Annotated in this window: 18 protein-coding genes and 1 riboswitch; of the genes, 13 read left to right on the plus strand and 5 right to left on the minus strand. The window is 71.0% G+C overall.

Going from position 1 to position 20,516, the window contains the following annotated elements; all coding sequences use genetic code 11:
* Positions 1–46: 46 nt before the first annotated feature.
* Positions 47–1,300, plus strand: a complete 1,254-nt coding sequence (locus tag HET64_RS05665; protein WP_215102944.1) for an Ig-like domain-containing protein — start codon at positions 47–49, stop codon at positions 1,298–1,300.
* Positions 1,301–1,359: 59 nt separating this feature from the next.
* Here the strand turns inward: HET64_RS05665 and HET64_RS05670 are convergent, their stop codons facing one another.
* Entirely contained in the window at positions 1,360–1,761 is a 402-nt protein-coding gene (locus tag HET64_RS05670) for a hypothetical protein (protein WP_215102945.1), read from the minus strand.
* A 199-nt stretch (positions 1,762–1,960) separates the two neighbouring features.
* Here HET64_RS05670 and HET64_RS05675 point away from each other — a divergent pair, with 199 nt between their 5' ends.
* The 6 genes from HET64_RS05675 (at position 1,961) to HET64_RS05700 (ending at position 9,110) form a co-directional block, all read left to right on the plus strand.
* Positions 1,961–2,581: a heme-copper oxidase subunit III gene (locus tag HET64_RS05675; protein WP_003969635.1), complete on the plus strand. Its 621-nt coding sequence runs from the start codon at positions 1,961–1,963 to the stop codon at positions 2,579–2,581.
* 55 nt (positions 2,582–2,636) lie between these two features.
* Positions 2,637–3,446: a c-type cytochrome gene (locus tag HET64_RS05680; RefSeq protein ID WP_215102946.1), complete on the plus strand. Its 810-nt coding sequence runs from the start codon at positions 2,637–2,639 to the stop codon at positions 3,444–3,446.
* A complete protein-coding gene (locus tag HET64_RS05685) occupies positions 3,443–4,495 on the plus strand; it encodes a ubiquinol-cytochrome c reductase iron-sulfur subunit (protein WP_215102947.1) in 1,053 nt (350 codons plus the stop codon). Before HET64_RS05680 ends, HET64_RS05685 begins: the two co-directional genes overlap by 4 nt.
* Entirely contained in the window at positions 4,492–6,141 is a 1,650-nt protein-coding gene (locus HET64_RS05690) for a cytochrome bc complex cytochrome b subunit (protein ID WP_215102948.1), read from the plus strand. The genes HET64_RS05685 and HET64_RS05690 overlap by 4 nt, the downstream gene beginning before the upstream one ends.
* Before the next feature lie 123 nt (positions 6,142–6,264).
* A complete protein-coding gene (trpD, locus tag HET64_RS05695) occupies positions 6,265–7,329 on the plus strand; it encodes an anthranilate phosphoribosyltransferase (protein ID WP_215102949.1) in 1,065 nt (354 codons plus the stop codon).
* Positions 7,330–7,435: 106 nt separating this feature from the next.
* A riboswitch (SAM riboswitch) is annotated at positions 7,436–7,553 on the plus strand.
* A gap of 177 nt (positions 7,554–7,730) precedes the next feature.
* Positions 7,731–9,110 (plus strand): aminotransferase class V-fold PLP-dependent enzyme, encoded by a 1,380-nt coding sequence (locus tag HET64_RS05700; RefSeq protein ID WP_215102950.1) that lies wholly within the window; start codon positions 7,731–7,733, stop codon positions 9,108–9,110.
* A gap of 107 nt (positions 9,111–9,217) precedes the next feature.
* On the opposite strand, the gene HET64_RS05705 is transcribed toward HET64_RS05700, so the two are convergent.
* Together HET64_RS05705 and HET64_RS05710 are read right to left on the minus strand one after the other, a co-directional pair.
* A complete protein-coding gene (locus tag HET64_RS05705) occupies positions 9,218–9,499 on the minus strand; it encodes an Lrp/AsnC family transcriptional regulator (RefSeq protein ID WP_003969641.1) in 282 nt (93 codons plus the stop codon).
* Positions 9,496–10,245, minus strand: a complete 750-nt coding sequence (locus HET64_RS05710; protein WP_215102951.1) for a rhomboid family intramembrane serine protease — start codon at positions 10,243–10,245, stop codon at positions 9,496–9,498. Before HET64_RS05710 ends, HET64_RS05705 begins: the two co-directional genes overlap by 4 nt.
* 193 nt (positions 10,246–10,438) lie before the next feature.
* Here HET64_RS05710 and HET64_RS05715 point away from each other — a divergent pair, with 193 nt between their 5' ends.
* The 5 genes from HET64_RS05715 (at position 10,439) to HET64_RS05735 (ending at position 15,957) form a co-directional block, all read left to right on the plus strand.
* A complete protein-coding gene (locus HET64_RS05715; RefSeq protein WP_003969643.1) occupies positions 10,439–10,681 on the plus strand; it encodes a hypothetical protein in 243 nt (80 codons plus the stop codon).
* Between the two features lie 38 nt (positions 10,682–10,719).
* On the plus strand, positions 10,720–12,081 hold the full coding sequence (locus HET64_RS05720) for an NYN domain-containing protein (protein ID WP_215102952.1): 1,362 nt from the start codon (positions 10,720–10,722) through the stop codon (positions 12,079–12,081).
* 292 nt (positions 12,082–12,373) lie between these two features.
* On the plus strand, positions 12,374–13,399 hold the full coding sequence (locus HET64_RS05725; protein ID WP_215102953.1) for an NlpC/P60 family protein: 1,026 nt from the start codon (positions 12,374–12,376) through the stop codon (positions 13,397–13,399).
* Positions 13,400–13,655: 256 nt separating this feature from the next.
* Positions 13,656–14,684 (plus strand): C40 family peptidase, encoded by a 1,029-nt coding sequence (locus HET64_RS05730; RefSeq protein WP_215102954.1) that lies wholly within the window; start codon positions 13,656–13,658, stop codon positions 14,682–14,684.
* A gap of 16 nt (positions 14,685–14,700) precedes the next feature.
* Complete coding sequence (locus HET64_RS05735) at positions 14,701–15,957, plus strand: hypothetical protein (RefSeq protein WP_215102955.1); 1,257 nt, start codon at positions 14,701–14,703, stop codon at positions 15,955–15,957.
* On the opposite strand, the gene HET64_RS05740 is transcribed toward HET64_RS05735, so the two are convergent.
* Positions 15,933–17,195, minus strand: coding sequence for a glycosyltransferase 87 family protein (locus tag HET64_RS05740; protein ID WP_215102956.1), 1,263 nt, complete (start codon positions 17,193–17,195; stop codon positions 15,933–15,935). The two genes, HET64_RS05735 and HET64_RS05740, sit on opposite strands and share 25 nt — an antisense overlap.
* Positions 17,196–17,301: 106 nt before the next feature.
* Between HET64_RS05740 and HET64_RS05745 the strand changes: the two genes are divergently transcribed.
* On the plus strand, positions 17,302–18,444 hold the full coding sequence (locus HET64_RS05745) for a glycosyltransferase family 4 protein (protein WP_215102957.1): 1,143 nt from the start codon (positions 17,302–17,304) through the stop codon (positions 18,442–18,444).
* A 67-nt stretch (positions 18,445–18,511) separates the two neighbouring features.
* Here HET64_RS05745 and HET64_RS05750 read toward each other — a convergent pair whose 3' ends face one another.
* A complete protein-coding gene (locus HET64_RS05750) occupies positions 18,512–20,308 on the minus strand; it encodes a long-chain fatty acid--CoA ligase (protein WP_215102958.1) in 1,797 nt (598 codons plus the stop codon).
* Positions 20,309–20,516 lie beyond the last annotated feature (208 nt).

Below are 20,516 nucleotides of genomic sequence, written 5' to 3' on the forward strand. Positions count from 1 at the left end.
GTCACTGAACGCGCTGGAACGGATGAATCTTCTTAGCGTGGACGGCATGAACCACACGCCGCGCATCCGCACCGTAGTGAGCTGCACCCTGCTGGTCGTGACCCTCGCCGCGGGTGCGACCGCCTGTGGCTCGCCCGACGGCCACCCGCTCTCCACGAAGCCTTACGACGCGGGCGACCAGGTCTCCTTCAACGGCCCCTCCAAGAAGGAGAAGGCCGACCCCGACAAGCCCCTGGAAGTCACCGTCAAGGGCGACGACGGGCGCATCACCGACGTCAGCGCCGTGGACACCGGCGGCCGGCACCTCGCGGGAGAGCTCTCCGCCGACGGGAAGCGCTGGCGCTCCACCGCCCCGCTCGCGGCCGGCACGGGATACACCGTCAGGGTCGCCACGGAGAACGGCGACGGCGCCCCAGGCGTCCGTACGCTCTCCTTCGACACCTCATCGCCCAAGCGGTTGCTGAAGGTCGCCTTCGGCCCGGAGGCGGGCACCTACGGCGTCGGACAGCCCATCACGGCGGAACTCAGCGCTCCGATCACCGACAAGGCGGCCAGGGCCACCGTCGAGCGCGCCCTGAAGGTCCGCTCCACCCCGGCGGTCACCGGCTCCTGGTACTGGGTCGACGACAAGAAGCTGCACTACCGCCCGAAGGAGTACTGGCCCGCGAACGCCACCGTCGAGGTCCGCTCCAACCTTGCGGGCATCAAGGTGACCAACGCGCTCTACGGGGCCGAGGCCAAGCCCCTGAAGCTCACCACCGGCGACCGGATCGAGGCCATCACCGACGCCGCGGACCACACCCTGACGGTGCTCCGCAACGGAGAAGTGATCAACACCATTCCGGTCACCACCGGCAAGCCCGGCTTCTCCACCCGCAACGGCGTCAAGGTGGTGCTCGCCAAGGAGCAGTTCGTCCGTATGCGCGGGGAGAGCATCGGCATCGCCGCCGGCTCGTCGGAGTCCTACGACCTGCCGGTCTACTGGGCCACCCGGGTGACCTGGAGCGGCGAGTACGTCCACGCCGCCCCCTGGTCCACCGGCTCCCAGGGCAACGCCAACGTCAGCCACGGCTGCACCGGCATGAGCACCGGCAACGCCGAGTGGTTCTTCGACACCGTGCGCGAGGGCGACATCGTCAAGGTCGTCGGCAGCCAGGGCGAGGAGATGGACCCGTTCGGCAACGGGTTCGGCGACTGGAACCTCTCCTGGGAGAAGTGGCAGAAGGGCAGCGCCCTCCACGAGGGGGCGCCGGACAGCCCGCAGACACTCCAGGCCGCCCGGCTGCGTCCCCACGTCTGATCCGGGCCGGGAAGGTGCCGTACGGCGCCGGAGGCCCCTCAGCGGGCCGTGGGGGCCTCTCAGGCCTCCACGGCGAGCCGCTGCCGCAGCAGCGCCGCCAGCGCGTCGGCGAACTCCACCGGGTCCACCGGGAGCGTCACGGCGGCCTCCGCCCGGCTCCAGGTGGCCAGCCACGCGTCCTGCGGGCGGCCGATCAGCAGGAGCACCGGCGGGCAGCGGAAGATCTCGTCCTTGATCTGGCGGCAGACCCCCATGCCGCCGATGGGGGCCGTCTCCCCGTCCAGCACGCAGACGTCGACGCCGCCGTTGTCCAGCGCCGCGAGGACGGCCGGGAGCGTCGCGCACTCCAGGAACTCCACCGGTGGAACGTCCGCGGCAGGCCTGCGACCGGCTGCCAGCCTCACCTGCTCGCGGATGTTGGCATCGTCGCTGTAGACCAGGACCGTGGCGGTCGCCTGCATTGTTCCTCCGTGACATCGACGTCGTCGGGGCTCTCGGGGCATGAACCGATGCGCGGATCGTACTCCGCCCGACCGGCCGTCAGCACCGGTAATGACGACCTTCCGATGGGCCGTTCGGCGCAGGGTGCGACCCCTGCAGACGGTACGGACACACCGAACGGCACCCCCCGGGGTGAGGGCGGGATAAGCGACCGACATAATGTCGGTCGTGGCGACAGCAACGACAGTAGAAACCGGGCACGCGCACCCGTCGGTCAATCGGCCGAACCTCACCAGCGTCGGAACCATCATCTGGTTGAGTTCCGAGCTGATGTTCTTCGCGGCCCTCTTCGCGATGTACTTCACCCTGCGATCGGTGATGGGACCCGATTACTGGAAGGAGATGTCCGATCATCTGAACTTCCCGTTCTCGGCGACGAACACCACGATCCTGGTGCTCTCCTCACTCACCTGCCAGCTCGGTGTTTTCGCAGCCGAGCGGGGCGATGTGAAGAAGCTCCGCACCTGGTTCATCATCACGTTCGTGATGGGTGCGATCTTCATCGGCGGCCAGGTCCTGGAGTACACCGAGCTGGTCAAGGACGCGGGGCTCTCCCTGTCGTCCGACCCGTACGGCTCGGTGTTCTACCTGACCACCGGCTTCCACGGTCTGCACGTGACAGGCGGTCTCATCGCCTTCCTGCTGGTCCTCGGCAGAACGTACGCGGCCAAGAGGTTCACCCACGATCAGGCCACCGCCGCCATCGTCGTGTCCTACTACTGGCACTTCGTCGATGTCGTATGGATCGGCCTGTTCGCAACGATCTACATGATCAAGTAACCGGGCTCGCACCCGCCCACCATCGACGCAGAAGATCCTGACACCGGGGTAATCCGTGAAAAAGCTCTCCGCACGACGACGCCATCCGCTGGCGGCGGTCGTCGTACTACTCCTCGCGCTGGCGGCTACCGGGGGGCTGTACGCCGCGTTCGCGCCTGCGGGCAAGGCGCAGGCCGATGAAACCGCCCAGTCCCTCGCCATCGAAGAGGGCAAGAAGCTCTACGCCGTAGGCTGCGCCAGCTGCCACGGAACCGGCGGTCAGGGCACCACCGACGGGCCGTCCCTCGTGGGCGTGGGCTCCGCCGCCGTCGACTTCCAGGTCGGTACGGGCCGTATGCCCGCGCAGCAGCCGGGCGCCCAGGTACCGAAGAAGAAGGTCATCTACACCCAGGCGGAGATCGACCAGCTCGCGGCGTACGTCGCGTCGCTCGGCGCCGGTCCCATCACGCCGACCGACAAGCAGGTCGACCCCGCGGGCGCGGACGTCGCCAACGGTGGCGAACTGTTCCGCACCAACTGCGCCCAGTGCCACAACTTCACCGGTAAGGGCGGAGCCCTGACGGAGGGCAAGTACGCCCCCGACCTCGAAGGCGTGAGCCCGAAGCACATCTACGAGGCCATGCAGACCGGCCCGCAGAGCATGCCCTCCTTCCCCGACACGACGATGCCGGAGCAGGAGAAGAAGGACATCATCGCGTACATCGAGACCGTGAACGGTGACGAGACGGAGAGCCCCGGCGGCCTGGCCCTCGGCGGTCTCGGTCCGGTCAGCGAAGGTCTGTTCGCGTGGGTCTTCGGACTCGGTGCGCTCGTCGCAGTCGCCGTTTGGGTCGCGGCCCACACCGCTAAGGCCAAGAAGTCATGAGTAGCCAACAGATTCCAGAAGACAACCTGCCTGTGGTGCAGGAGACCGCGCACGGCGCGGTGGAGCGTCACGACGACCCGTTCGCCGACCCGGGACTGCCGGCCCACCAGCCGCGCATCCAGGACCTCGACGAACGCGCCGCGAACCGCTCGGAACGCGCCGTCGCGTTCATGTTCACCCTCTCGATGCTGGCGACGGTGGGCTTCATCGCCTCCTACGTCATCTTCCCGGTGGACAAGATCGTCTACATCTGGCCCTTCGGCCATGTGAGCGCGCTCAACTTCTCCCTGGGGCTCACCCTGGGTGCGGCGCTCTTCTTCATCGGCGCGGGAGCCGTCCACTGGGCGCGCACCCTGATGTCCGACGTCGAGGTCGCCGCCGACCGCCACCCGATCGAGGCCCCGCCCGAGGTCAAGGCGCAGGTCCTGGCCGACTTCAAGGCCGGTGCCGAGGAGTCCGCGATCGGTCGGCGCAAGCTGATCCGCAACACCATGTTCGGTGCGCTGGCCCTGGTGCCGCTCTCCGGAGTGGTCCTGCTGCGCGACCTCGGTCCGCTGCCGGAGAAGAAGCTCCGCACCACCCTGTGGGCCGAGGGCAAGCAGCTCATCAACATGAACACGATGAAGCCGCTGCGCCCCGAGCACATCACCGTCGGGTCGCTGGCCTTCGCCATGCCCGAGGGGCTCGACCCGGAGTCGCACGACTTCCAGACGCAGATGGGCAAGGCCGCCCTGATGATCGTCCGCATCGAGCCGGACGACATCAAGGACAAGCGCCAGCGTGACTGGGCCCACGAGGGCATCGTCGCGTTCTCCAAGATCTGCACCCACGTCGGCTGCCCGATCAGCCTGTACGAGCAGCAGACGCACCACGTGCTCTGCCCGTGCCACCAGTCCACCTTCGACCTCTCCGACGGCGCTCGCGTCATCTTCGGTCCGGCCGGCCACCCCCTTCCGCAGCTGCGGATCGGTGTCAACAGCGAGGGCAACCTCGAGGCGCTCGGCGACTTCGACGAGCCCGTCGGTGCTGCCTTCTGGGAGCGCGGATGAGTACTCCGACAAAGAACCCCTCCGCCGCCGGACCGGCGAGCGGGCGCAAGGCTCCGGCCGGCGAGCGGGTGGCCGACTGGGCGGACGGCCGGCTGGGCATCTACGGCCTGGCCAAGGCCAACATGCGCAAGATCTTCCCGGACCACTGGTCCTTCATGCTCGGTGAGGTCGCGCTCTACAGCTTCATCATCATCATCCTCACGGGTGTGTATCTGACGCTGTTCTTCCAGCCGAGCATGGGCGAGATCGTCTACCACGGTCCGTACGAGCCCATGCAGGGCATCCGGATGTCCGAGGCCTACGCCTCGACCCTGAAGATCAGCTTCGAGGTCCGCGGTGGTCTGCTCGTCCGGCAGATCCACCACTGGGCCGCGCTGATCTTCCTGGCCGCCATGTTCGTGCACATGATGCGCGTCTTCTTCACGGGCGCGTTCCGCAAGCCGCGCGAGATCAACTGGCTCTTCGGCTTCCTGCTGTTCGTGCTCGGCATGTTCACCGGGTTCACCGGCTACTCCCTCCCGGACGACCTGCTCTCCGGTACGGGTGTCCGCTTCACCCAGGGCGCGATCCTGTCCGTGCCGATCGTCGGTACGTACATCTCGATGTTCCTGTTCGGCGGCGAGTTCCCCGGCCACGACTTCGTGGCCCGGTTCTACTCGATCCACATCCTGCTGCTGCCGGGCATCATGCTCGGCCTGCTGGTGGCGCACCTGATCCTGGTCTTCTACCACAAGCACACGCAGTTCGCGGGTCCCGGCCGGACCAACAAGAACGTCGTCGGCATGCCGCTGCTGCCCGTGTACATGGCGAAGGCCGGAGGGTTCTTCTTCCTCGTCTTCGGCGTCATCGCGGCCATCTCGGCCATCGCCACGATCAACCCGATCTGGGCCATCGGCCCGTACCGGGTCGACCAGGTGTCCACCGGCGCCCAGCCCGACTGGTACATGGGCTTCGCCGAGGGTCTGGTCCGTGTGATGCCGGGCTGGGAGATCAACCTGTGGGGCCACACGCTCGCGCTGGGTGTGTTCATCCCGCTGGTCGGCTTCGGCGTGGTCCTCACCGCGATCGCGGTGTACCCGTTCATCGAGTCCTGGGTCACCGGCGACAAGCGCGAGCACCACATCCTGGACCGCCCGCGCAACGCCCCGACCCGTACGGGCTTCGGCGTCGCCTGGATCACGGCCTACTTCATCGGCCTCGTCGGCGGTGGAAACGACCTGTGGGCCACGCACTTCCACCTGTCGATCAACTCGATCACCTGGTTCGTCCGGATCTTCTTCTTCGTCGGACCGGTCATCGCGTTCATCGTCACCAAGCGGATCTGCCTCGGCCTCCAGCGCCGCGACCGGGAGAAGGTGCTGCACGGTCGCGAGACCGGCATCATCAAGCGCCTGCCGCACGGTGAGTTCGTCGAGATCCACGAGCCGCTCAGCCCCGGGCAGCTGCACACGCTCACGGCGCACGAGCAGTACCAGCCGCTCGACCTCGGCCCCGCGGTCGACGAGAACGGCGTCAAGCGCAAGATCTCCCCGGTGCAGAAGCTGCGCGCCAAGCTCAGCAAGGGGTACTTCGCCGACGGGAACCAGATCCCCAAGGCCACCCCCGAGGAGTACAAGGAGATCAGCGAGGGCCACGGCCACCACTGATCACCTGAACCGATCGCCACCGTGAGAGCCCCGTCCATTCGATGGACGGGGCTCTTCGCGGTCCGCCCGGCTGGATAGGGTGGAGCCATCTTTCCTGACCGGCTGTGGACCCTGGAGCGGACCATGAACGTTGTGACCCCGAACGGCGGCGACAGCGTGGCGGACCGTTCCTGGCCCGGCCTCCTGAATCCCCTCCTGCGCGGCGAGAACCTCAGCTCCGAGGAGACCGCCTGGGCCATGGACCGGATCATGAGCGGCGAGGCCACCGACGCGCAGATCGCCGGGTTCGCCGTCGCGCTGCGGGCCAAGGGCGAGACCGTCGACGAGGTCACCGGGCTGGTCCGCGCGATGTACGCCCACGCCAACACCATCCAGGTGCCGGGCCGGACCGTCGACATCGTCGGCACCGGCGGCGACCTCGCCAAGACGGTCAACATCTCGACCATGTCCGCGATCGTCATCGCCGGCACCGGCGCCAAGGTCGTCAAGCACGGCAACCGGGCCGCCTCCTCCGCCAGCGGCTCCTCCGACGTACTGGAGAAGCTCGGCGTCAATCTGGAGCTGACCCCGCAGCGGGTCGTCGAGGTCGCCGAGGCGGCGGGCATCACCTTCTGCTTCGCCGTGAAGTTCCACCCCGCCCTGCGCTACGCCGCCAAGGCCCGCAAGGAGCTCGGCGCGCAGACCACGTTCAACATCCTGGGCCCCCTCACCAACCCGGCCCAGGTCCGCGCCCAGGCGGTCGGCGTCGCCGACGCCCGGATGGCGCCCATCGTCGCGGGCGTGCTGGCCGACCGGGGCAACTCGGCCCTGGTCTTCCGCGGTGACGACGGCCTCGACGAGCTGACCACCACCGCCACCTCCCGGGTCTGGGTGGTACGCGACGGGGCGGTCCGCGAGGAGCCCTTCGACCCGCGCGACGTGGGGCTGCCCATCGTCCCCGTCGAGGCACTGCGCGGCGCCGACGCCTCGTACAACGCCGATGTGGCCCGCCGGCTGCTGGACGGCGAGGGCGGCGCGGTACGGGAGGCGGTGCTGCTCAACTCGGCGGCGGCCCTGGTCGCCCTGGACCCGGGCCCCGGCACGCTGACCGAACAGCTCGCGGCGAAGATCCTCGTAGCGGCCGAGGCCATCGACTCCGGCGCCGCCAAGCGGGCCCTGGAGCGCTGGGTGGCGGCCAGCAACGCCTGAGCGCGTGACGGGACGCCTCCGGCCCCGCACGGTGTGACCCAGGGCGCAGTCCGGATGCCGGACTGCGCCCTTGCGCGTGTGCACACGTATGGCAAGATGCTGCGCAGGTCATGAGTGACAGCGACTACGGCCCCGGCCCGCTGTCCGGCAACCCTCCGTCCGTGGCGGGGTGCCCCGGGTGAAGACCAGGCCGCAGGCAGCGAGGTCTGCGGCAAGCGCGGGCCCCTCGGCATCCAGCGGATGCCAGCCCCCGGGGTCCTGGTCCCTAGGGAGTCTTCTGTGAGCAAGCGAATGCGCTAGGGCTGACCGCCCTCCTTCCGCGCACCCTTTTCCTTCCCCCTCCCTGCGCTGCCGCGTACTGCCGGCGCATGGATTTCGCCTGCCTTTTACGGGAGTTCGCCATGTCTGTCCCCACCGCTGCCCTCGACTCGTCGGTTTGTGCCCCGCTGCCCGTTCTGGGGCAGAACGTCACGGTCCCGCTCGTCACCGGCGGTGAGGTGACCTACGCCGCGCTCGACTACGCCGCCAGCGCCCCGGCCCTCCAGCGGGTCTGGGACGACGTCGCCGCGTACGCCCCGTACTACGGCAGCGTCCACCGCGGCGCGGGCTACCTCTCGCAGCTCTCCACCGACCTCTTCGAGAGCAGCCGCCGCACGGTCGCGGAGTTCCTCGGCTGCCGCGCCGAGGACCAGGTGGTCTTCACCCGCTCCACGACCGACTCCCTCAACCTGCTGGCCGCCGCGATCCCCGCCGACTGCCAGGTCTTCGTCTACGAGACCGAGCACCACGCGTCCCTGCTGCCCTGGCGCGACGCCCAGGTCACCTACCTCAACGCGCCCCGCACCCCGGCCCAGGCCGTCGAGACCCTGGAGCGCGCGCTCGCCGAGCGCGACCCCTACGGCCCCGCCCTCGTCTGCGTCACCGGCGCGTCCAACGTGACCGGCGAGCTGTGGCCGGTGAGGGAACTGGCCGCCGCCGCCCACGCGCACGGCGCCCGGATCGTCCTGGACGCCGCGCAGCTCGCCCCGCACCACCCCGTGGACATCGCCGAACTGGACGTCGACTGGGTCGCGTTCTCCGGCCACAAGCTGTACGCGCCCTTCGGCTCCGGCGTCCTGGCCGGCCGCGCCGACTGGCTCCAGGCCGCCGAGCCGTACCTCGCCGGCGGCGGCGCGTCCCGCAAGGTCGCCCGGCGCGCCGACGGCGGCGTGGACGTCGACTGGCACACCACGGCCGCCCGCCACGAGGCCGGTTCGCCCAACGTCATCGGCGTCTACTCCATCGCCTCCGCCTGCAAGGCCCTGTCCGAGGCCGGCTTCGAGAGCCTGGTCGCCCGGGAGCAGGGGCTCGTGGGCCGGGTCCGCGAGGGGCTCGCCGAGGTGCCCGAGGTGCAGGTGCTCTCGCTGTTCGGCGACGACGCCCCGCGGGTCGGCGTCATCTCCTTCGTGGTGCGCGGCTGGAACAGCTCGCACTTCGCCGCCGCCCTCTCCGCCGAGTACGGCATCGGCGTGCGCGACGGCCTCTTCTGCGCCCACCCGCTGGTGCGCACCTTGCTCGGCAGTGACCCGCAGGACCCGGGCGAGTGCGGCGCGCCGGAGGCCGAGCCGGGCGAGCGGTCCCTCAACGCGATCCGCGTCAGCTTCGGCGCCGGTACGCCCGACGAGCACATCGAGCGGTTCCTGCGCGCGGTCTCCGAGCTGGTGAGCGAGGGAGCCCAATGGAAGTACCGCACCGAGGACGGCCGTTGCGTCCCCGACCGGGGCGAAGCGGCCCAGGTCTGAGACACGTTCCGGTGAGACACCTCGGCCGGGGACGGGCAGCGCGCCCGTCCCCGGCCGAGGTGTCTCACCGGTGTGTCCCGGGTCCGTCGTCAGGCCTTCGTCAGGCCCTACGCGTCGAGCCCGATGGCGAAGGCCGCTTCCAGGTCGTGCTGGGAGTACGTACGGAACGCCACGTGGGTGTCGGTGCCCTCGACGCCCGGGATCTTGCTGATCCGGCCGGGAATGACATCGGCGAGGTCGTCGTGCCTGGCGACCCGGACCATGGCGATCAGGTCGTAGGTGCCGGTGACGGAGAAGACCTCGCTGACGCTGTCCAGCGCGGCGATGGCCTCGGCGATCTCCGGAATCCGGTCCACGCTGGTCTTGATGAGCACGATCGCGGTGATCACGGCTGGCTGTCTCCCTCGGTGGCTGGAACCTTCACTCTAGCCCTCCGCCCATGAACCACCCAGGCGTACAGGAACCCGGCCGCGAAGCCCGCCACATGGGCCAGGTACGCCACCCCGGGACCGCTGCCCGCCCCCTGTGCCGCCGCCCACTGGAGCCCGAACCAGAAGACCAGCACGATCCAGGCGGGGAAGCGCAGCGGCAGGAAGAAGAGGAACGGGAACAGGCTGGTCACCCGGGTCCTGGGGAACAGGTGGAGGAATGCGCCGAGCACCGCGGAGATCGCCCCCGACGCACCCACCAGCGTCTGCGCGGAGTCCGCGTGCGCCGCCGCGTAGCAGACCAGGGCCACATAGCCGCAGCCGACGTAGAACAGGGCGAACCGCACCCGGCCCATGCGCTCCTCGGCCATCGCGCCGAACACGTACAGGAACAGCAGGTTCCCCAGCAGGTGCAGCCAGCTGCCGTGCACGAACAGCGCGGTGAACGGTGTGATCAGCGCATGCGCGGAGCCCTCCCACAGCTCGGCGGGGATCACTCCCCACCGCTCGAAGTACGCGGCCTGCGCGGCGAGGAGCGCGTCCTCGCTCCGGTGGGCGGCGCCGCCGAATCCGGAGAGCGGGCTGATCAGGAAGATCACACCGCAGACGGCGATCAGCCCGTAGGTGACCGGGGCGCCGCTCGACGCCGCCGCGTCCCGGATCCTCCCCGCCGTGGTCCGCCAGTCGGCCTGCCGCCCATCGATCATGTTCAGAGCATGACGTACCGGTGGAGAACGGGACGGAGCGCCTCGCCGTGCCGATGCCTATACGCGAGGCCGTAGGGTTACGCCAGGACTTCCGCAGTTCGACGGCGCACCGCGAGATCCTTGACGTAGACAGGTGGAGACGCGGCGGCGCGCCCGGCGCGGGCTTCTGGCGACGACGAAAGAGGACCCAACGATGACGACGGTTCCCCTGCCGACCGACTCGACCCGCTGGCGCTGCACGTTGTGCGGCAATCTCACGCGCTTCGACGTGACCCGCTCCTCCAAGGTCGTGGAGTACGTGCACCTCGACCTGGCCGGTGAGTCGAGTGTCGAGGAGCGGGAGGTCGTCAGTGAGACCATCGAGTCGGTCCGCTGTCGTTGGTGCAACGCGGTGGACCAGATCGAACTGGTGGACAGGCCGGGTGCCGCTTCCTGAGGAAGCGCACCCATCACACATCTATGGGGTGACGGACGGTGGATCAGCCGACCAGCGGCGCCGGACCGGCCGATGAGGCCGACGGCGGCGCAGAGGCGCTCGGCCGTCCGCTGCCCGAGGGTGTGCGACGGCGGGTGATCGCGCTGGTCTCGGACGCCTTCGGCGGACTGACCGTCGCCGAACTGCCCGCCCAGCTACGACAGTACGCCCGGTTCACGCCGACCCGGCGGGCGAAGTTCGCCGGGAACGCGATGGCCGCCGCGCTGGAGAGCGACGCCCTCTTCCGGCAGCGCATCGGTGAGCGGCTCGCCCAGTCCCAGCCCGAACTGACCGGCGCCCTGGAGGCGGGTTCGCCGCCCGCCGCCGCCGATCCCCTCGATGTGGCCGCGGCCGCCTACGTGCTGCGCCCGGTCGGCTGGGTCAAGCTGGTCGAATCGGCCGGCGAGGAGGTCCAGCGCGCCGACGCGGAGCGGGCCGACGAGGAGACGCGGCGGGAACTGGATCACCTGCGCGAGGAGCTGGAGCGGGCCCGCGCCCATACCCGCGCCGAGACCGAGCGGCTGCGCACCGAGCTGGAGGCGGCCCGCAAGGAGGCCGAGTCGCTGCACCGCAAGCTGCGCAGCGCCCTGAGCGAGGTCAAGCGCGGCGAGGCCGCCCTGCGCCGCGGCGCCGCCGAGGCCGACACCGTACGCGCCGAGTCGGCGGCCCAGCTCTCCGCCGCGGAGAGCGAGTCGCGCCGGCTCAAGGGGCGGCTGGGGGAGGCCGAGGCGGCCCTGGAGGCGAGCCGCCGGGCCGCGCGCGAGGGCCGCTCGGTGGAGGACATGCGGCTGCGGCTGCTCCTGGACACCGTGCTGGACGCGGCCTCGGGGCTGCGGCGGGAGCTGGCGCTTCCCCCGGCGACGACGCGTCCCGCCGACACCGTGGACGCGGTGGAGCCCGGCCGGATGTCACCCAAGGACATTGCGGCCAGGGCCCTTTCGGAGACCGATCCGGCGCTGCTGGACCAACTGCTGGCGCTGCCGCAGGCCCACCTCATCGTGGACGGCTACAACGTCACCAAGACCGGCTATCCCCAGATGCCGCTGGAGAAGCAGCGGTTGCGGCTGCTGGGCGGGCTCTCGGTGCTCGCCGCGCAGACCGGCGCCGAGATGACCTGTGTCTTCGACGGGGCCGAACTGGCCGCCCCGGTGCTGCTGGCCCCGCCCCGGGGCGTACGGGTGCTGTTCAGCAAGGCCGGGGTCACGGCGGACGAGCTGATCCGTCAACTGGCCCGCGCGGAACCGCCGGGGCGGCCCGTGGTGGTCGTCTCCACCGACCGGGAGGTGGCGGACGGCGTGGCCAAGGCCGGTGCGCGACCGGTCGCGTCCGTCTTGCTCCTCAAGCGCCTTTCGCGCGTCTAGCGGGATATGCGCGACATGTGTGGCATGCCGGATTTCTGGGAACGTACCGTCAAGTCACCGCTACACGCGGTGGGGTGAGAGTAAAGAAGTGCCTGGTGTGACGAGAAAAATCCTGTGAGGATTTGAACTGATCACAAGATGGTCACTAGGGTCATGCCTCGAACCTTCGCACGGTTGATCACCCATTGGGGGTGACGGCGAAGGAACCGCCGAGTCCGTCATGTGCACGGAGCCGGGGAATCTTTCCCCCACAGCCCGGTAGGCGGCTCTGAGGAAGAAGGAGCTCGCCTTCGTGGCGTCCCACCGTCGTCCCAAGCAGCCGAGCCGCACCCGTGTGACCGTGCTCACCGCGACCGCCGCCGCGGCCGTGGCCCTGACCTCCCAGGCCGCCCACGCCGACCCCAAGCCGAGCAAGAGCGAAGTCAAGGCGAAGGTCGACAAGCTCTACCACGAGGCCGAGGCGGCCACCGAGAAGTACAACGGGGCCAAGGAGCAGCAGGACAACCTGAAGAAGGAAGTCGACGCGCTCCAGGACAAGGTCGCCCGCGGCCAGGCCGAGCTCAACACGCTGCGCACCGAACTCGGTTCGATCGCCACCGCGCAGTACCGCTCCGGTGGCATCGACCCCTCCGTGGCCCTCTTCCTCGCCTCGGACCCGGACAGCTTCCTCGACCAGGCCTCCGCGCTCGACCAGCTGACGGTCAAGCAGACGGAGTCGCTGCAGAAGATCCAGTCCAAGCAGCGCACCCTCGCCCAGCAGCGCAAGGAAGCCCAGGACAAGCTCGGCGACCTCGCCGACGTCCGCAAGGCGCTCGGCGAGAACAAGAAGAAGTACCAGGGCAAACTGGCCGACGCCCAGCAGCTGCTCAACACGCTGACCCAGGCCGAGCGCGCCAAGATGCAGAAGGACGAGCAGCGCGCCAGCCGCGCCGCCAGTGACCGGGTCGAGCTCGGCAACGAGTCCCCCGCGTCCGGTCGTGGAGCCGCCGCCCTGGCCGCCGCCGCCACGCAGATCGGCAAGCCGTACGTCTCCGGCGGCTCGGGCCCCAACTCCTACGACTGCTCCGGGCTGACCCAGTGGGCCTTCGCCCAGGCCGGCGTCTCCATCACCCGGACCACGTTCACCCAGCACAACGACGGCACGAAGATCGGCCGCAGCCAGCTCAAGCCGGGCGACCTGGTCTTCTTCAACAACCTGGCGCACGTCGGCTTCTACGCCGGCAACAACCAGATCCTGCACGCCCCGAAGCCGGGCACCGTCGTCCGCTACGAGTCGATGGACTACATGGGCACCTTCCAGTTCGGCGTCCGCATCTGACGTCACGGCACGCCCGCGCGGCACGCCCGAACGAGGGAATCACCGCGCACCACACTGACGCCCCGCCCCGCCGGAGACCAAGGTCACCGGCGGGGCGGCGGCGTCTGCCCCCTCTGCCGCCACCGGCGCGGTCTTTTGCCGGTGCGTAGTCGCACGATTACTGTCTGGCTGCCGCGCAGCTCCCGGTCTCCGTCCGCCCGTCCCGGGCGGCAGGGGCTGCGCACTACCGCGTCAGCGGAAGGGAGTGCGGCTACCTGTGGTGTCCCATCGCCGTTCCACACAGTCCGGCTTCACCAGAGGCGTCCGGGTCACGGTCATCTCGGCGGCCGCCGCCACCGCGGCCGCGACGCTGACCGGGGCCCCGGCGAGCGCCGACCCGAAGGACACCCGGGAGAGCGCCAAGGCAGCCGTCGACCGCCTCTACGGGGAGGCCGAGCAGGCAACCGAGCGCTACAACGAGGCCGGGGAACGCGTGGACCGGCTGCGCGGCGAGGCGGACCGCTCCCAGGACGCCACGGCCCGGGGTCAGGAACGCGTCAACCGGATGCGCGACGCGCTCGGCGCGATGGCGGGCGCGCAGTACCGCACCGGCTCCATCGACCCGGCGCTCGCCCTGCTGCTCTCCGCCGACCCGGACACCTACCTGGAGCGGGCCGCCGCCCTCGACCGGGCCGGCGCCCGCCAGGCGATGACCCTGGACAAGCTGCGGCACGCGCAGCGGGGGCTCGCCCAGACCCGCGCGGAGACGACCCGCGCCCTGACCGAGCTGGAGCGCAACCGGGCCGCCGTCACCCGTCACAAGAAGGCCGTCGAGTCCAAGCTCCGCGAGGCCCGCCGGCTGCTGGACTCGCTGCCGCCCGAGGAGCGCGCCACCTTCGACCGGGCCTCCCGCTCCGGCCGCGAGGGAGCGCCCGACCTCTCCGGCGTCGCCCCCGGCTCGGCCCGCGCGATGTCCGCCGTGGCCGCCGCCCACCAGGCGCTCGGGAGACCCTACGTCTGGGGCGCCAACGGGCCCTCCGGATTCGACTGTTCCGGCCTGATGCAGTGGGCCTATGCCCAGGCCGGAGTGAGCCTGCCCCGCACCTCCCAGGCCCAGCGCCACGCGGGCCGCATCGTGCCCCTCTCCCAGGCGCAGCCGGGGGACCTGGTCGCCTACCGCGCGGACGCCAGTCACATCGGCATGTACGTCGGCAACGGCCAGGTCATCCACGCCCCCTACCCGGGCGCCCCGGTCCGCTACGATCCGGTCGGCATGATGCCCGTCTCCTCGGTGACCCGGATCTGACCGTACGATCGGCAGGGTGGCCGTACGAGGACGTGACGCGCGAGGGGGACGCCCCCGGGGACGACGGCGTGCGGCGGGCAGTCTGCTCGCCGTGCTCCTGACCGCGTCCGCCTGCACGGCCCCCGCCGACACGGACACCCACCTCACCACCGGCGCCCTCGACGCCACCCTGGAACGCCGCGCGGCCGCCGTCCTCGCCCACGACCCGGCGGGCTACGTCGAGGGCCTCGCGCCGGACGCCGCGAAGCTGCGGGCCGCCCAGCGCACCGAGCTGGACCGGCTCGCCGACGTGCCCCTGAAGTCCTGGACCTACGACGTCAAGGACATCACCCAGCAGGACGGGCAGTGGGCCACCGCCGACGTCGAGCTGCGCTACCGCATCGACGGGTACGACACCGCCCCCGTCGCCACCCGCCGCGTCCTGGAGCTGATGCGCGACGGCGAGCGCTGGTACATCACCGCCGACCGGCCCGCCAAGGGCGCCTCCGGGCAGCTGTGGCAGCAGGGGGACGTCGAGGTCGTCGAGGGCGAGCACAGCATCGTCCTGGGCGTCGGACGGCCGGAGAGCGAGCTGCGCCAGGTCGCCGACACCGTGGACCTCGCCGTGCCGGCCGTCTCGGACGCCTGGCCGGGGCCCTGGACCCGCCGGGTGGTCGTCCTCGTCCCGGACTCCGTCGAGGACATGGCGGGGCTGCTGGGCTCGCCGGAGGCCAGCTACCGGGGCATCGCCGCCGTCACCACCGGCGAGGTCGGCGGCACCGGCGAGCGCCCGGCCATCGCCGACCGGGTGATCGTCAACCCGCAGGCGTACGCCACCCTGGGCAGCTTCGGGCAGCGGATCGTCCTGACCCATGAGACGACCCATGTCGCCACCCGGACCAGCACCTCCACCGCCACCCCGGTCTGGCTCTCCGAGGGCTTCGCCGACTGGACCGCCTACCGGGGCGAGGACCGTGCCGCCGACACGATCGCCCCCGAGCTGGCCGAGGCCGTCCGCAGCGGCCGCACCCCCGCCGGACTCCCCGCCGACCCGGACTTCGGCTTCGACGGCGACCCGGCGAAGCTCGCGGGGGCCTACGAGGGCGGCTGGCTGGCCTGCGAGCTGATCGCGGAGCGCTGGGGCAAGGAGAAGCTCATCGCCTTCTACGAGGCCGTCGGCGCGCACGACGGGCGCGAGGGGGCGGTGGAGCAGGCGCTGAACGCTGTGCTCGACACCACCCCCGAACAGTTCACCGCCGACTGGCGCGACTACCTCGCCACCCGGCTCGGCTGACCCCTGCCCGCGAGAAGGCCGCCCCGGGCGCGCGGCCTCCCCGGCACCGTCGACCGCCACAGCCGCCGCGCCGCGATCAGCGAGGCCGCGACCAGCAGCCCGTTCCGTACGAGAAGGAGCGTCACGCCCCACGCGTCGCCGGCCACCACATGGCCGAAGCCGACCGGGAACTCCAGCAGCGTCACCCCCGCCGCCACCAGCACCAGCACGGCCGGGAGCGTCATCGCCGCCCCCCGGAAGACCAGGCACACCGCCGCGAGCCCGACCAGCCACACCAGGTACTGCGGGCTGATCACCCGGCTGGTGACCGTGAACAGCAGCACCGCGGTGAACGCCGCCTCGGCCGGGGTGTGCGCGGCGAACGTCCGGGCCCGCAGCCGCCACAGCAGCAGCCAGCCCAGCGCCAGGACGCCGAGCCCCAGCGCCAGCGTCGACACCAGCTCCACGTACGGGCCGAGGAACTCCAGCGAGCCGTAGCGCAGCTCCACCCGCCCCTCCCAGCCGAACCGCCGCGCGACGTGGAAGACCAGCGCCCCCAGGGACTCGATCTCGGTGCCCCGGTCACGCTGGAAGGCCAGGAACGCGAACGCCCCCGGCATCCACAGCGCGAACGCCGCCGCGAGTCCCGCCGCCGTCAGCGCCGCCGACGTCCACGCGGCCCGCGTCGGAGGCCCCTTGCGCACCCCGACCAGCAGCAGTGCCGGCCATCCCTTCAGCAGCGCCCCGAACGCCGCCAGCGCCCCCAGCGCACGGGGCCGGCGCACCCCCGCCAGCAGCGCCGCCACCGCGACCGCCGTCACCATCAGGTCGTACCGGGCGTAGACGGTGGGCCCCAGCAGCGCCACCCCCGCGATCCACACCCAGGCGCCCGCCTCCCCAGGGGGTGTCCCCGGCCACCGCCCCGCGTACAGCAGCAGCCCCAGCACCAGCGCGTCGCAGAGCAGCACCAGCACGAAGAAGGCGGTCGCGTACTCCAGGAACGGCAGCAGGGCGGGGGAGAGGATCGCCAGGGCGGCCCCGGGCGGGTACTGCCAGGTGACGTCGTCCAGCGGATACGTGCCGGTCAGCAGCACCTCGTACCAGCTCCGGTAGATCACCGACACATCCACCGTGACGTCCGGGCCGGGCACGGTGACCACCTTGAACACGCAGGCCAGCAGCCATGCCCGGGTCAGCGCCCACAGCGCGTACGGCCACGGTCCGGCGCCGATGGGTCCTCGTCCCGTCATCGACGTCATCGCCGCCTCTTCGTCGCTCGTGTCCGGCCGGGTTCCCGGCGGCTCATGATGCCGTCGGGAGAGTGCGTCAGCGGTGAAGCGCGGCCGTTCGGTACTGTCGGCGACGATGGACAAGACCTTGATCGTGACCAACGACTTCCCGCCCCGCCCCGGTGGCATCCAGGCGTTCCTGCACAACATGGCGCTGCGCCTGGATCCCGACCGGGTCGTCGTCTACGCCTCCACCTGGAAGCGCGGCGAGGAGGGCGCGGCGGCCACCGCCGCCTTCGACGCCGAGCAGCCGTTCCCCGTGGTCCGCGACCGGACGACGATGCTGCTGCCGACCCCGCGCGTCACCGGCCGGGCGACCGGTCTGCTGCGCGAACACGGGTGCACCTCCGTCTGGTTCGGAGCCGCCGCCCCGCTCGGCCTGATGGCCCCCGCGCTGCGCCGCGCGGGCGCCCGGCGGCTCGTCGCCACCACCCACGGCCACGAGGCCGGCTGGGCGCAACTGCCCGCCTCCCGACAGCTGCTGCGCCGGATCGGCGATGCCACGGACACGATCACCTACCTCGGTGAGTACACCCGCTCCCGGATCGCCGGGGCCCTCACCCCCGAGGCCGCCGGGCGCATGGTCCAACTGCCGCCCGGCGTCGACGAGAAGACCTTCCACCCGGCGTCCGGCGGGGACCGGGTCCGGGCCCGTCTCGGGCTCTCCGACCGCCCCGTGGTCGTCTGCGTCTCCCGCCTGGTGCCGCGCAAGGGTCAGGACACACTGATCCTGGCCATGCCCGCGATCCTCGCGCAGGTCCCGGACGCCGTGCTGCTGATCGTCGGCGGCGGACCGTACGCCAAGGACCTGGAGCGCCTCGCGGCGGAGACGGGGGTCCAGGACTCGGTGCGCTTCACCGGCCCGGTGCCCTGGGCCGAACTGCCCGCGCACTACGGGGCCGGGGACGTCTTCGCGATGCCCTGCCGCACCCGGCGGCGGGGGCTCGACGTGGAGGGCCTCGGGATCGTCTACCTGGAGGCGTCCGCGACCGGGCTGCCCGTGGTGGCCGGCGACTCGGGCGGCGCCCCGGACGCGGTGCTCGACGGCGAGACCGGGTGGGTGGTGCGCGGCGGCAGCGCCGAGGAGTCGGCGGACCGGATCGTGACGCTGCTCGGCGACCCGGAACTGCGGCAGCGGATGGGGGAGCGGGGCCGGGCCTGGGTCGAGGAGAAGTGGCGCTGGGACCTGCTGGCGGAGAAGCTCACGACCCTGCTGTGAACACGCCGTACGACTCAGGGGCCCGCACCGGCTTCCGGTGCGGGCCCCTCCGTACGCGTAACACCGCTCAGGCGCGGTAGATCGACTCCACCTCGTCCGCGAAGTCCTTCGCCACCACGTTCCGCTTCAGCTTCAGCGACGGCGTGATGTGGCCCGCCTCCTCGGTGAACTGGGCGGGCAGGATACGGAACTTGCGCACCGACTCGGCCTTGGAGACCGCCGCGTTCCCGTCGTCCACCGCCCGCTGGACCTCGGCCACCAGCTCCGCGTCCTCGCGCAGCGACAGGGCCGTCGAGCCGGCCGGCTTGCCGTGCTCCTCGGCCCAGCGGCTCAGGAACTCCTCGTCCAGCGTGACCAGCGCGCCGATGAACGGACGGCCGTCGCCGACCACCATGCACTCCGCGACCAGGGCGTGCGCGCGGATGCGGTCCTCGATCACCGCGGGGGCGACGTTCTTGCCGCCCGCCGTCACGATGATCTCCTTCTTGCGGCCGGTGATCGCGAGGTAGCCGTCCTCGTCGAGCGTGCCGATGTCCCCGGTGTGGAACCAGCCGTCGGCCAGCGCCTCGGCCGAGGCCGACTCGTTCTTCCAGTAACCGGTGAACAGGTGCTCGCCGTGCAGCAGCACCTCGCCGTCGTCCGCGATCCGCACGACCGAGCCGGGCAGCGGCTGGCCGACCGTGCCGATCTTCGGCCGGTCCCACGGGTTGAACGCGGTCGCCGCGCAGGTCTCGGTCAGGCCGTAGCCCTCCAGGACCGTGAAGCCGATGCCCCGGTAGAAGTGGCCGAGCCGCTCGCCCAGCGGCGCGCCGCCCGAGATCGCGTACTCGCCCCGGCCGCCGAGGACGGCGCGGAGCTTGCCGAAGACCAGCTTGTCGAAGAGCCGGTGCTTGAGCTTCAGCCCCAGCGCGGGGCCCTGCGGGGTGCTCAGCGCCCGGCTGTAGGCGATCGCCGTGTCGGCGGCCCGGTCGAAGATCTTGCCCTTGCCGTCGGCCTGCGCCTTGGCGCGGGCCGCGTTGTAGACCTTCTCGAAGACCCGGGGCACGCCCAGGATCAGCGTCGGCCGGAACGACGCCAGCTCGTCCGTGAGGTTCTTGATGTCCGGCACACAGCCGAGCTTGATCGGGGCCATCACCGAGGCCACCTCGACCAGCCGGCCGAAGACGTGCGCGGCGGGCAGGAACAGCAGCACCGAGCACTCGCCCGTACGGAAGAGGGGCTTCAGCCGCTCCACCACGTTGCCGCACTCCGCGAAGAAGCTGCGGTGGGTCAGCACACAGCCCTTGGGGCGGCCCGTGGTGCCCGAGGTGTAGACGATCGTCGCCGGGTCGTCGGCCTTGGCGCTGCGCGTGCGCAGGTCCATGGTCTCCTCCGAGACCTCGGCCCCCGCCCTGCCCAGCGCGTCCACCGCGCCCGCGTCGATCTGCCAGACGTGCTCCAGCTCCGGGAGCGCGTCCCGTACGGAGGCCACGGAGGCGGCGTGCGCGTCGCTCTCCACGAGCACCGCCACCGCCCCGGAGTCACCGAGGATCCACTGCACCTGCTCGGCGGAGCTGGTCTCGTACACCGGCACGGTCACCGCGCCCGCGCTCCAGATCGCGAAGTCCAGCAGCACCCACTCGAAACGGGTGCGCGACATCAGGGCGACCCGGTCGCCGGGCTGCACGCCCGAGGCGATCAGACCTTTGGCGGCGGCTCTCACCTCGGCCAGGAACTGCGTGGCGCTGACGTCCGTCCAGACGCCGGCCACCTTGCGGCTCATCACCGCGACTTCGGGATGCTGAGCGGCATTGCGGCGGATGAGATCCGTCAGGTTGCCGTCCGTCGGGACCTCGTACAGGGCCGGAAGGCTGAACTCGCGCAAGACTGCTGCTCCTCATCGGGCTCCGGTGCCACGGCTCTGTGTGACGCACCGGCTGCGGTCCAAGATTGGCGGGTGCTCAGTGGGGTGAGCACGACTGGACTGCCCGGACGTTACCCACCGGTACTCGGTTCCGGATAGGGGGTTCCGGCCAGATGTCTTATGCATCACACATATAAATGGCCCTTTCGCGCACAGTAGTCCACTGTCA

This window comes from Streptomyces sp. McG3 (assembly GCF_018619185.1).
Lineage (GTDB): Bacteria > Actinomycetota > Actinomycetes > Streptomycetales > Streptomycetaceae > Streptomyces.

Bases quoted from the DNA above. Each gene is read 5' to 3' on its own strand.
- HET64_RS05685 (WP_215102947.1), top strand. From the start codon at position 3,443: ATGAGTAGCCAACAGATTCCAGAAGACAACCTGCCTGTGGTGCAGGAG.
- HET64_RS05740 (WP_215102956.1), bottom strand. From the start codon at position 17,195: ATGACGTCGATGACGGGACGAGGACCCATCGGCGCCGGACCGTGGCCG.
- HET64_RS05665 (WP_215102944.1), top strand. From the start codon at position 47: ATGAACCACACGCCGCGCATCCGCACCGTAGTGAGCTGCACCCTGCTG.
- trpD (WP_215102949.1), top strand. From the start codon at position 6,265: ATGAACGTTGTGACCCCGAACGGCGGCGACAGCGTGGCGGACCGTTCC.
- HET64_RS05745 (WP_215102957.1), top strand. From the start codon at position 17,302: ATGGACAAGACCTTGATCGTGACCAACGACTTCCCGCCCCGCCCCGGT.
- HET64_RS05715 (WP_003969643.1), top strand. From the start codon at position 10,439: ATGACGACGGTTCCCCTGCCGACCGACTCGACCCGCTGGCGCTGCACG.
- HET64_RS05690 (WP_215102948.1), top strand. From the start codon at position 4,492: ATGAGTACTCCGACAAAGAACCCCTCCGCCGCCGGACCGGCGAGCGGG.
- HET64_RS05710 (WP_215102951.1), bottom strand. From the start codon at position 10,245: ATGATCGATGGGCGGCAGGCCGACTGGCGGACCACGGCGGGGAGGATC.
- HET64_RS05670 (WP_215102945.1), bottom strand. From the start codon at position 1,761: ATGCAGGCGACCGCCACGGTCCTGGTCTACAGCGACGATGCCAACATC.
- HET64_RS05675 (WP_003969635.1), top strand. From the start codon at position 1,961: ATGTCGGTCGTGGCGACAGCAACGACAGTAGAAACCGGGCACGCGCAC.
- HET64_RS05700 (WP_215102950.1), top strand. From the start codon at position 7,731: ATGTCTGTCCCCACCGCTGCCCTCGACTCGTCGGTTTGTGCCCCGCTG.